Here is a 12789-nt window from a genome sequence, read left to right as displayed (position 1 = left end):
AGCCCTAGGCGGTTACCTTGGTGGTGCGCATGAGCAGAAACTCGTAAACGGAAACGCCCACAATCAGCCAAAGGCTACCTAACAGGAAGCCTGCTGCCACGTCGCTCAGAAAATGTACACCGAGGTAAATGCGACTGAGTCCGATGAGGAGTATGTAAAGTACGCCTAGGCTAATCCACCACTTAGCCCCTGCAATGTGTTCGCTTTCCAGGTACACAAACACGCAAAGCATGCCTACCAGGGCCACTGCAGCTGTGGCATGGCCGCTGGGAAAGGAGAAGGTGCTTAACAGGTAATACCCTACATCCAGGGGGCGCTCCCGATGGAAGTATGCCTTGGTAATGTAAACGGAAACGCCACTGCCCATTACCGACACAAACAGTGCGACACAATAGTGCCAACGCCTTTTCAGCATCAAAAAGCCCATGGCCAGCACAAACATGACTGCCACGCCGCTTGTAGCACCAAGCTGGGTGAAGTAGTAGGTAGCATTGCTGACCAGGTCAGTCCTCAGCTCAAAAAAGAACAGGGTTACGGCGCTGTCGATGGCTTTCATACCCGGGGAGTTCACCAGGTTTTCGGAAATCTCGGAGAGCAGGGAAAAATTAACAAACAACACCAGCAAGAGGGAGGTGAAGGGCAGTCCGAAAAAGTTTTCCATACCCAGCCGCTCTTGTAAGTAGCGGATCAGTTTCGGGTGCTTTTCCGCCAGCCTTTGCATGAAATGAAGTTCAAAGAAATCATCGATCTTACAGGAAAGCAATGTGAGCGGTTTTTGAAACATGTGGTATGGGTTTGTTATATGATTGACGGACATTAAACATCCGTTTACCACTATATGCATACTTCTACAGCTCCTGTACGGTTACGGTGTCGTAATGTATGCAGTAACCCATACTTCCTGAACTGGCAACTGCTGCACAGGAGGCAATCGAAAAGTGGCAGGAGTGATTCTTTTTTGACCCGATTGGAGCCTTGTAAAGTGGATTGTGCCAGGTAAAGTTGAATTTGTGGAAATAATAAGCGTTTTTACGTTTGAGTTGCAGGTTGTCAGGCTTTGAAGATGGAAAGAGGTACAGGTAAGCTTGGACAGCCGCTGTTTGCCTGCCTGGCAAGTGCAGGTGCGATACCTAATGCGATACCTAAAATTGGGCTGATATGAAAATGGTGACACAAAATCAATGGCTTTCGGGGGGTAGAACGCAGTTGACTTTACTGTTGCTTATACTGCTGTGCACCTACTTTACAAACCTGGGTGCCGGAGAGCCTGGCCTGATGGAAGCCCGGAATTTTATCTCTGCCCGGGAGATCGCTAAAAGCGGGCACTGGGTCATTCCTACCTTAAACGGTGACTTAAGGCTGGCCAAGCCTCCGCTTCCTACCTGGATTACGGCGCTGGCTGGGCTGGCTGCCGGCGACATAGAGAATGTGGCGGCTTTGCGTGTGCCAGCGGCTGTGATGTCTTCCCTATTAGTTGTATTTCTGTTTCTGCTGGCCCGGCAGTTCACCCGTGATACGATAGTGCCTTTTCTGGCTGCCGCCATTCTGGCGAGTTCGTTTGCGGTGTTTAACATAGGGCGGCAGGGCACCTGGGATATTTACTGCCACAGTTTTATGGTAGGTGCCCTGTGGCTGTTTGTGAAAGGATGGAAAGACAGCAGGCAGGCCAACACTGCATTTGCCCTGTGCGGGCTGCTGCTGGGTTTTTCCTTTTTAAGTAAAGGCCCGGTTTCTTTTTTCGTTTTGTTGCTGCCCTTTGTGTCCAGTTGTGCGTGCTGTTTCAAGATGACAGCATTACGCAAAAAACGCAAGGGAATGCTGCTGGCCCTTGTTGTTTGCCTGCTTATAAGTATACCGTGGCCGCTTTATGTTTCCCTTGTCGCCACGGATGGCCTGGCACTTAATGTTTCGAACGAAACAACGGCCTGGGTAAGCAGGCACGTAAAACCGTTCTGGTATTACTGGGGCTTTGTCGGGCAGGCAGGTGTATGGACTGTGTTCACCTTTTCAGTACTGGTTTTTTCTGGGGCCCGGAAACTGGCAAACCAATACGTCAACTATAAATTTCTTATGCTATGGGTGGCCTTTACCATCTTGCTGCTATCGGTTGTGCCAGAAAAAAAAGAGCGCTACCTGTTGCCGGTTCTGATGCCGCTGGCACTGCTAACGGCCTGCTACCTGCGGGGCCTGCTGGCGCTAATGAAGCAGCAAAACCTGGATATTGTAAATCGACGAATAATTGGATTTAGCACTGCTATTTTTGTGCTGGCAGCCTTTGCGTTCCCAATAGCTACGTATTTTCTGGCGTATCTTCCCGGTCTGATCCCGCTTTTCATGCAACTGGTTTTGACTGCTGGCAGCGTTATACTTGGCTTAGTCATATTAAAAGCTGTGGCAAGCCGCCTGCCTTTTTCCTACTTCCTGTCGGTCATTCTTTTAAACTCCTGGATTTTGGTTTTGGGTACACCGTTGTATGAGCAGGTGAGGCATCCGAAGGACAAGGAAGAGTCATTAACAGAGGTGCGGGAACTGAAAGCCCTTCAGGATCTGGATTTTTATGCCATGGATGGATTAGCCACCGAACATATCTGGGAGGTTGGCAGGCAGGTAGATACCCTGCACCTGGTGCATAACAAACTGCAGGTGCCTAAAGAACTTCCCGCCGCTATTTTCTCAACTTACGCCCTGAGCCCGGAGAACCTGCCGGACACAACCACACAGCTAGATGAGCTGGAAACCTTTCACGTAGACATCCAACATCCGGAGGAAGTATATTATTTGTACATTCTGGCAAAGGCCACAGCGCGCAGGTAAGGTGTTCTGCCTCGCATTTCCTTACCCGCAATTTCCGTTTGTTTAAGTATACTTTGGCAACTGCTTTTAGGGCTCTGATGCTTAGAAATGGCCTTTTGAGGAGGTTGATTCTATTATTGTGATTTACCTTTTAAAAACAATAACAAATTTATACACCTTTCCCATGAGATTGCGTAATGTAGGATATATTGATTTTAAAGTATAATCTATCAGGTAAGCACCTGGTATGGAGCGAAACCCTACGAATCACCCTACTGCGTATGAGATGGAAGTTTATTTACCTGTTATTTACCTGTTTGCTATTCTCTTGTAACCATCGGAACCTGGCCTACTTCAGCGACCTGCAGAATCAGAAAATATACACTGAAAAGATCTCCAATAAGACCGAAGCCCGCATTCAACCAGATGACCTGTTAAGTATTACTGTGGGAAGCCTGAACCCGGAGGCCAGCACCACCTTCAACAAAGGGGTTATCACGCCGGTAGGGCGCACCATTGACTTTAGCGTGAGTGGCAACGCTGGCGTAGAAAGGTTTAACGAGGGCTATCTGGTAGATAAAAACGGCTTCATCCTTTTCCCTGTGCTCGGCAAGTATAAAGTGGGGGGATTAACCAAGCAGGAGGCAAGCGATAAATTAACAGCGGAGCTTAAGGAGTACCTTAAAGAGCCTACTGTGATTATCCGCTTTTTGAATTTTAAAGTGAGCGTGATCGGGGAGGTGAACCGACCTGCCACCTTTACCATCCCCACCGAGAAGATAACCATACTAGAAGCCCTGGGCATGGCCGGCGATATGACGGCCTTCGGTAAAAGAGAGAATGTGCTCGTAATACGGGAAGCCGGGGATGTACGGACCATGGCACGGGTGAACCTGAACAACAAGGAGGTGCTCAGTTCGCCGTATTTTTATCTGCAGCAGAGCGATGTGGTATATGTAGAGCCGGATGAGAAAAAGGAGATACAGGCCAGCACGAATACACGCAACATTTCCCTGTTTCTGGCAGCCACCTCCGTCGTGACGCTCATCATCACAAGATTACTTTAAGGATAGACGAATGGGAGAACTAAATAAAACCAAGCAGGAGTCTGACAAACTGAACGTAAAAGGGTTGCTTACCCGGTATAGAAAGCATTGGTACTTGTTTTTAGGCGCCATGCTGCTATGCCTGGGCTCTGCCTACCTTTACGTGCGCTACACAACCCCCGTGTACATGATCAGCAGTACGTTGCTGTTGAAAGATGACATGGATAAGTCTGGCATGCCGAAAGGGGATATGTTCAATGAGCTCGATATTTTCCAGACGGGTAAAAACGTGGATAATGAGATAGAAGTGTTAATGTCGAAAAGCCTGATGTACCGGGTAGTGGATGCCCTGTCGTTGCAAACAGCCTATTACCTGGATGGTAGGGTAAAATCGAGGGAACTGTATGGCAGCATGTTGCCGGTGAAGGTGATCGTAAGCGAACTAAAACCAGAGGCCTATACCCGAAATCTAATTATTGAGGTGAAAGACAATAACACTTTTGAACTGCAGGAGGTCAGCAACCCGACCGGTAGATCCTTATCCACTTTATCTAACATCACTTCATCAGACGATGAAAGCGCGGATGTGGTCACCTCACGACATAAATTCGGGACAGAGATACAAAAGCCTTACGGCACCTTTACAGTGGTGGCCAATTCGGGAAGCATGAGTAGCAGCCATCCCATCCGGGTGCAATTCCTGGACCCCTACAAGGTTGGCTTACTCTACAACAGCACGCTAGTGGCTTATCCGGTTAACAAAAACGCCAGTGTAATCGCTATTTCATTAACAGACCCGGTTCCGGAAAGAGGGCAGGATGTGATCCGGAAACTGATAGAGGTTTACAACAAGGAGGCTGTGGAGGATAAAAAGATCGTGGCCTCTAATACCATGCAGTTTATTGATGAGCGCCTGAAATACCTGATGGTAGAGCTAACCGACGTGGAGAAGGATGTGGAGAGCTACAAAAAGCGAAATGAGATTACCGACGTAGGCGCCCAGGCGCAGCTCTACATCCAAAAGGCTAGTGAGTATAACAAGCAGCTGTCAGAATGGGAGATACAGATAGACGTGCTGCAATCCATTGAACAATACCTTTCCAAATTGGAAAACCGCTATGAGCTGGTGCCCAGCACCCTGAATATTCAGGACCAGACCTTGCTGGGCCTGATCGATAAGTTTAACGAGTTACAACTGGAGCGGAAACGTATGCTGCAGACAACCCAGCCCAATCACCCCACAATCCTGAACATAAACGAGCAATTGAATAACCTCCGGATGAACATTTTGGAGAACCTGCGCAATATTAAGAGTAGCCTTGTCATCACCAAAAACAACCTGAAGTCCAGTTACTCGCAGTTTGAGTCCCAGATACAAAAGGTGCCCTCTATCGAGAGAGATCTGTTGGAGATAAACCGGCAACAAGGGGTGAAGCAGGAGTTGTACCTGTTCCTGCTGCAGAAAAGAGAGGAGGCCGCTATGTCGTTGGCTGCTACTATCTCAAACATGCGCATCATAGACGAGGGTTTTGTAGCCAACACTCCCGTGCGACCAAAAACGCAGTTAATTTACCTGATGGCCTTCGTATTGGGCCTGGGCTTTCCGATTGCCTGGATATATGGCAAAGGCTATTTGAATGACAAGGTGCTGGAGCGTGAAGATGTTGAGAACATGACGGCAACACCCATTTTGGGTGAGATAACCCACAACAAGGGTAAAAGTGTGGTGGTGGTGAGCGAGAATAACCGGACACCAACCGCGGAGCTGTTTAGGCTGGTGCGGGCCAACCTCCAGTTTGCTACCGGCGGCAGAGAGAACAAGGTGATCCTGGTTACATCGAGCATGAGTGGGGAGGGCAAGACCTTTTTCAGCCTGAACCTGGGTGCCAGCCTGGTATTAACGGGCAAGCGGGTGGTGGTGTTAGGTTTTGACCTTCGCAAACAGGGCTTGATGAACAGCATCGGCATAACCGAAGAACAGGGAATTTCAAATTACCTGATCTCGGAGGTATCCTCTGTAGATGAGATCATACTTCCTTCGGGCATAATGCCTAACCTCTATGTTATTGGGGTAGGCTCTATGCCTCCTAACCCCTCCGAGTTAATGCTTTTGCCGTCGGTGGGTAAAATGATCGGGGAGTTAAAGGAACGATTCGACCACGTTATTCTGGATACGGCACCTGTGGGACAAGTGGCCGACACGTTTGCCCTGGCTCCTTACATCGATTCCAGTATTTTCCTGATCCGCTACAACTATACTTATAAAGAGCAGCTGAACATTATTGATGATATTTACCAGAACCGTAAATTCAGAAACCCGATGATTGTGATGAACGATGCCAAACCGGAGGTCGGTTTTGGTTACGGCTATGGATATGGGTCGGGTTACGGGTATAGCACCGACGGGAAGATGAGCTGGCGTAAGAAGCTGCGGAGGAATGTAGGCGTATGACCCTGCTCAAGTATAACTTAGTACGAAAGTATAACTTAGTACGAATTGGCTTGATGATGTGAAACGAAAATGGAACCCCGTAAATTAAAAGGAAAAATTATCAGCGGAATTGTATGGAGTTCCCTGCAGCTGCTCATCAGCAGGATCTTCTCTTTTGTGATCAAGTTGCTGCTGGCCAAATTGCTTTTCCCGGAGCAGTTCGGTTTGGTGGGCATGGCCACGGTGTTCACCAGTTTTGTGCAGGTGTTCAACGATTTGGGTATTGGGGCCGCCCTGGTGCAGCGGAAAGAGGAAAACCTTCGGGAAATACATTTTCAGACTGCCTTCTGGACGGGAATAGCCTGGTCGGTAGCCATTTACCTGCTCATCGTTTTTGCGGTGGCGCCGCTGGCCGCTGCTTTCTATAAAGAGCCCTTGCTGGCAACCATCATCCCGGTTCTGAGTATCGGGGTGCTTTGCAGTCCGGTTAACCTGGTGCACAAAGCACAGCTTACCAGGCAAATGAGCTTTAAAAAACTGGCTTATATCAACAATGCCTCCTCCATTTTGGCTGGCGTAATGGCAGTAGCACTGGCTTTTGCGGGTGCGGGTATTTGGGCCCTGGTCTTTAACACAACCGCCGCTTTCCTTTTTGCCATGCCGCTATACTTTAAGGCTACCCGCTGGTTGCCAAAGTTTCAGTGGGAAATGGCCGCTTTTAAAGATGTTTTCGGTTTTGGGGTGTACACCACCGGCACACAGTTCTTTAACGTGCTGATGTTAAACATCGATTACCTGCTCATCGGTAAACTGCTCAGCGCATCGGCTCTGGGTACCTATACCCTGGCATTTGTGCTGACGGATACTTTCCGGAACCAACTGACCACCATGATGAACAAGGTGATGTATCCTGTTTACGGGCAGCAGCAGGATGACCCCGGCGTGCTGAAGCGGTTTTACTTTAAAGTGGTGAAGTACAACAGCATTTGCGTGTACCCCATGATGGTGTTCCTGATAGTGTTGGGCGAGCCCTTTGTGTTGGGTTTCTTCGGAGATAAGTGGGTGGATGCCGTTGTACCCCTGAAAATTCTGGCCCTTTCCGTTATGATCCATCTGCTGGTGAACAGTCATTCCATGTTGATCCGGGGGTTAGGAAAAGCGAAGGTGGAGATGCGCATGCAACTGATCAAGTCTGTCCTGTACGTGCCCACCATTGCCCTTGGTATTTACTGGTACGGCATAGTTGGCGCAGCCTGGGCCTACGTGATCAATAAAGTGCTGGAAGTGGCCATTGCCCAATACTTCCTTAAAAAATTTCTGGGCATAACACTGGCCGAACTGTTTGTGGTGATCAGTCCGCCGCTGCTGGCCAGCATAGTAGGTTGCCTGGTGAGTTTCCTGCTCTACGCCTCTGGCATACATTACATGCTGTGCGCCATAGCGCTGGCTCTTAGTTATGGCCTTATTATCTGGTTTATGATGAAGTCTGAGTTATTGAACCAGGTAAAGGACCTCAAACATCTGACAAAAAGAAAAGTAATGGCACCCTGAATGACAGGTGTGTTTATTTGATGAAGAGAAGTATAAAATGACGCTTGTTACTGTTATCATACCCTGTCACAACTGTGATGCATTCATTCGGAAAGCGGTTGAAAGTGTGCACGCGCAGGTTTACCCCCATATCGAACTGATTTTGGTTGATAACAACTCCACAGATGCCACGCCAGCCACGCTCCGCCAACTTGAAAAAGAATACCCAGGTAAGATCAGCGTATACACAGAAAAGAAAAAAGGGGCATGTGCCGCGCGTAATTGTGGCTTGCGTCACGCCAAAGGGGAATGGATTCAGTTTTTAGATGCCGATGATGAGCTACTGCCCAACAAAATTGCGGGTCAGCTGGAACAGGTTAGCCAGCATAACCCGGATCTGGTGGTTGGGGATTACCGCAAGATCCGGATTATTAAGGGGCGTGGCTCGCAAAAAAAGCTGGTGGAGGATATAAGGGCAGAAGATGATGTGTGGCTGGGGTTAATCAACTCCAGGCTTGGCTGTACCAGCACAAACCTTTGGAGGAGAGAAGCCTTGCAGCAGGTGAAAGGCTGGAATGAAGAACTAAGTTCATCACAGGAGTACGATCTGCTCTTCAGGCTAATGCAGCAGAAGATTAGCATAGTTATGCACCACCAGGTGCTCACGCAGATTAATGGTCAAACAGAGTCCATTTCAAGAACGAAGAATACCTGTAAGTTACTCAGGCTTTATATTAACAGGTATACTTTAAGGTGGGATATTCTCCTGTACCTGCGTGAAAAGGGCATGCTATCAAGCAAGTACACGAGAGCGCTTGCGCTGTACCTGTACTTCCATTTGTTATTGATCGGGGAGATAGACAGGGCCTATTTTCAGGCAGAGGTTAAAAAACAGGAGTTTGGGGAGCTCAGCCTCCGGGACAAATTGACATTACTCGTTGCTTTGCTCCGTAACAGCAGCCATCGGAAGTACGCCAGGGCTAATTACTTACTGAAGCTGTTGGAATGGCAATTCCACTTTATTAAAAATTTGAGAATGCTATTCTATATAGAAAAGACAAAATACATAAAATTGTTCTTTTTTTTATAACTATAAGGCCATTATTTAGTATAATGTATATAGCATATTTAGCTATTTAAACGCTGTGTTAATAGCTGGACTTATAATTAGTTTTTAATGCAGGTTGCATACAACAGGAGATGTTTACAAATTACTTTTAGTGCTATTGAATTGGTTATAAAGTTTTTATAAAATAAAATGATCGTATACTAAATAATGATCAATAGAAACAGTACATACGAAAATTAGTAGGGGTGTATCTGGTGGCCTCTTATGTTTCAGCATTTTTGCTTTATGATGTATAAAACTTACAAATTGTTTCGTATTCAGAAGTGCTGGATAACGAAATCACTGTCAATACAGCTATGATGACAAACCCCTTTATTTCTATTATTATTCCAACCTATCATGATTGGGACCGGTTGAAAATATGTGTAGAGGCGCTAGGTCAGCAAACATATCCTAAGGAATCTTTTGAGGTCATAATCATCAACAACGATCCTACTGATCCGGCACCTGCAAATTATAAACTTCCTGCCGGGTTTAGGATTGAGCAGGAAGAAAAGCCCGGATCTTATGCCGCCAGAAATAAAGGGATTGGATTAGCAAAAGGAGATATCTACGGTTTTACAGATTCTGATTGCATTCCGGGCCCGAACTGGATTGAGAGCGCAGTTCATTTTTTTCAGACCAACAAAGTTGATCGTGTTGCCGGAAAAATAGACCTCATTTTTCGAAATGAGAAACAGAAAACGTGGATCGAACTCTATGAAAGTGTTTATGAGTTTGATCAGCAGCGTGCAGTAAAAGTGCATCAGGCCTCAGTTACGGCCAACCTTTTTGTTAGAAAAGAGCTTTTTGACAGGGTCGGGTTATTTGATCTGAGCAAGCTGTCCGGTGAGGACTTTGGGTGGAACAGGCGCGCCAACGCGTTTGGCTACAGCATCATTTACGCCGATAACGTGGTGATCAAGCACCCGGCCAGAAGGACGTTCAGCGAGTTTAATACTAAAAAGCGCCGAGAGTTTGGAGGCAAAAAGAGCTATAAGATCACGGGTTTTAAAAGTGTTGCAAAACATGTGTTCTATCTCCCTTTTCTTTTTTATCTCATCGTCATTCAAAAAAGCCTCCGTTTGCTAACCACTGATAAGGGACTCTCAGGAGTGGATGTGATCAAGGTGCTAACCATGAATATATACCTATACCTCATCTGGTCGTCTGAATATTTCAGGCTCCTGTTTAAAGGTACACAGGTCAGGTAAATAACTTATAATTATGCGGATTTTAAAAGTTGTCAATAGTTACGACAATGGGGGCGTTTTTAGCTGTGAAATGCAGTTTATCAGGAGAATGGTAAAAAATGGCGACACAGTTGACCTTGTTATCTTGGGAGAGGGCGAAAAGAACAGTGCTTACAGAGCAGTGGCCGGCACGGCATATTCACTGCCCTTCCTGGACACATCTTACGGAGCTGGTTTTCCGAAAATTATCTTCAACATTCTGAAAACGCATTACCTCGGTCTTAAATACGCCAGCTTATTCAAAGATCAAATACAGGACAGTTTAAGGTATGATGCGGTAATCTACCAGAAACCTACTTTTGTACACTTAGCCGGCCAAATTGCCAAACTGGTGCAGGCCAAGTGCATATGGCATTTGTCTAATGCTATCAGCAGGTCCTATGCTAGAAAATATTACAATTTTTTTTGTAAGAGGTATGCCATAACTCAGGTTGCAAACAGTCTTTACACTAAAAATACTTTAGGTAAGCAATGTGCTTATATCGTTTACCCAGGCTTTGATAAAGATGCCTTAGGTATAGCGGGCACAAGTTTAAGGGCCAGGTTAGGTATTCCTGCCAATGCTCCCGTGTTTGGCGTAGCCGCCAGAATGCATCCGGATAAGGCTCAGGATTTGGTCGTTCAAGCTTTTACTGCATCCGGTGTGCCCGGAGCGGGGGGGCACCTGCTTATAGCAGGCGGACCGCTTAAGACTGCCTTTGCTGACCATGTAAAAAAGCTAGCAGGTGAAGGGCTTGATAAGAACATCCATTTTTTAGGTGATATTAATGCCATGCCTGATTTTTATGCAAGTGTAGATGTGGTGGTAAACGGAAGACGTAATGTGGAGCCTTTTGGTATAAGTGTAGCAGAAGCGATGGGCACTGGAAAGCCGGTTATTGCCTACAAGTTGGGAGGGCCCGCCGAAATGATTGAGCATGGGGCCACCGGATGGTTATTGGAAAAACCGGAAATAGAGACTTACACGACATATTTTGACACGGCTTTAGCTTGCAGGTCCCAATGGCAGCAGATGGGCAATAAGGCTAGGGAAAGATCGATCCGTTTCTCAGTTGAGGAAAACGTAAGTGAGCTGCTCCGCATTGTCAGCCTAGTTACAGATAAAAGCTGTCAGGTTCACCTGTAAATGAATAATAAAGATGTAAAGATGCGGCACTTTAAAAATTGCATTAGCTACTAAACGACAAAGAAACAGTGGAGGAAACATATCGGGCAACCCTAGCTCACACCTACAGCGCCACGGATACCATAGATAAAGATAGAATACTTAAAAACAAAGATATACAAACTGACAGCATTTTGGTTTAAGTCAATAGCTCATGCGCATATATACAATACACGCTTCTAAACTTACCTCTCGGCATGGTGCTTAAGTACAATCGTTTCCACGGTTTTTATATACTTTTACTTTTGGTAGGGTATTTCTTTGTTAGCTTTTTGCCGGGCATAGTTGGCACTGAAAGCAGGGTATTTACAGTTCCTTTCCGAGGCTTAATTATTTTTCTATCGCTTTTTATCATCGGCAGAGGCGTGCTGTACAAAGGCCACGATACCTTTCCGGGATGGGAGTGGCGGTTTTTTATTCTTTTCTGGGCAGTTTACCTGTTGCGAATCATAATCGACCTGTATTTTACAGGGGTAAAGTCTGCTGTGTTTCCTTCCGCTACTGATTATCTGCTGAACGCGGTGGGTATATGTCTCATCCCTGCAATCGCAATCCGATACGCTGATAGAGTAGATTACTCGTGGGTATTAAGATGGTTCTTTTGGATGCTCTTGACAGCACTTGTGCTATCAATTGTTTTTAATGTGGCCATCGCAGCAGAAGATGCCGAGTATGCCGGGAGGTACAGGGGAAGCGCTGGTGTTAACACCATCTCATATGGTCATTATGGCGTAACTTTCGCCTTGATCTCAATCTTTCTATTTGGGAAGACTGACGTTACACTACAAAAAGGGTTCTATATGGCATCCTTTTTCTTTGGCTTGTTTATTATGTCAATTGCAGGGAGTAGAAGTCCGTTAGTGGCGTTGTTACTCTGCCTGTTATTTTATCAAATTAATAATAAAGGAGCCATTCGTGGTGTGCTTACCCTTACTGCCCTTGCAATTCCGCTACTACTCTTTAGTGATCAGATCATTGAGCTGCTGTCCAGGTTTGGAGGAAGTTTTTTAGAAAGGGTGATGAACACCGTGGACAAAGGGAATACCTCTGGCCGTGATGTCATCTATCAACAGGCCCTGGAGGAATTTGCCCACTCCCCCTGGATAGGTAATTCATTTTTAGTTCAGCACGGCCCTGCAATGGGATTTTATCCGCATAACATGCTGATAGAGTCTTTAATAGCCACGGGTTTATTTGGCGCTTTGATCTTGGGGGCCTGGGTTGTAAAATGTTTGAGAACTTCCTACCAAATGATTGTAGCTGTAAACCCCCATGCCTGGGTTGGTATCCTATTCCTTCAATACCTGGTTCTAGGTATGTTCTCGCTTGCACTCTTTAATAACGCTTCGTTTTGGTACTACTCCGTCCTTGTGCTTAATGTAGCTTTTAAGCCTGCAATTAAATCTGAAATAAAACTGGCAGCATGACACAGAACGCTCTACACATCAATAGTTATTTCCTGA

General features: G+C 46.4%; 9 protein-coding genes. 8 read left to right on the top strand and 1 reads right to left on the bottom strand.

The window, feature by feature from the left end:
* Window positions 1–4: 4 nt before the first annotated feature.
* Window positions 5–784, bottom strand: a complete 780-nt coding sequence (locus tag AC4BAN_RS01625) for a phosphatase PAP2 family protein (RefSeq protein ID WP_490562617.1) — start codon at window positions 782–784, stop codon at window positions 5–7.
* Between the two features lie 374 nt (window positions 785–1158).
* Here AC4BAN_RS01625 and AC4BAN_RS01620 point away from each other — a divergent pair, with 374 nt between their 5' ends.
* The 8 genes from AC4BAN_RS01620 (at window position 1159) to AC4BAN_RS01585 (ending at window position 12753) form a co-directional block, all read left to right on the top strand.
* Window positions 1159–2814 carry an ArnT family glycosyltransferase gene (locus tag AC4BAN_RS01620; protein ID WP_490562616.1) on the top strand — a complete coding sequence of 552 codons (1656 nt, stop codon included), beginning with the start codon at window positions 1159–1161 and terminating at the stop codon, window positions 2812–2814.
* Window positions 2815–3074: 260 nt separating this feature from the next.
* The gene (locus AC4BAN_RS01615; protein WP_490562615.1) at window positions 3075–3860 is read left to right on the top strand and encodes a polysaccharide biosynthesis/export family protein; all 786 of its coding nucleotides are present in this window, start codon (window positions 3075–3077) and stop codon (window positions 3858–3860) included.
* A 10-nt stretch (window positions 3861–3870) separates the two neighbouring features.
* Window positions 3871–6291: a GumC family protein gene (locus AC4BAN_RS01610; RefSeq protein WP_490562614.1), complete on the top strand. Its 2421-nt coding sequence runs from the start codon at window positions 3871–3873 to the stop codon at window positions 6289–6291.
* A 69-nt stretch (window positions 6292–6360) separates the two neighbouring features.
* On the top strand, window positions 6361–7821 hold the full coding sequence (locus tag AC4BAN_RS01605; RefSeq protein WP_490562613.1) for a lipopolysaccharide biosynthesis protein: 1461 nt from the start codon (window positions 6361–6363) through the stop codon (window positions 7819–7821).
* Between the two features lie 37 nt (window positions 7822–7858).
* Window positions 7859–8890, top strand: coding sequence for a glycosyltransferase family 2 protein (locus AC4BAN_RS01600; protein WP_490562612.1), 1032 nt, complete (start codon window positions 7859–7861; stop codon window positions 8888–8890).
* A 302-nt stretch (window positions 8891–9192) separates the two neighbouring features.
* Window positions 9193–10122 (top strand): glycosyltransferase family 2 protein, encoded by a 930-nt coding sequence (locus AC4BAN_RS01595; RefSeq protein ID WP_490562611.1) that lies wholly within the window; start codon window positions 9193–9195, stop codon window positions 10120–10122.
* Between the two features lie 13 nt (window positions 10123–10135).
* Complete coding sequence (locus AC4BAN_RS01590; RefSeq protein WP_490562610.1) at window positions 10136–11287, top strand: glycosyltransferase family 4 protein; 1152 nt, start codon at window positions 10136–10138, stop codon at window positions 11285–11287.
* Between the two features lie 236 nt (window positions 11288–11523).
* Window positions 11524–12753: an O-antigen ligase family protein gene (locus AC4BAN_RS01585; RefSeq protein WP_490562609.1), complete on the top strand. Its 1230-nt coding sequence runs from the start codon at window positions 11524–11526 to the stop codon at window positions 12751–12753.
* Window positions 12754–12789: the final 36 nt, after the last annotated feature.

The organism is Pontibacter sp. GD13, assembly GCF_058216355.1.
Note: the sequence above shows the minus strand (reverse complement) of the source record. Positions and strands in the feature narration are given on the sequence as shown.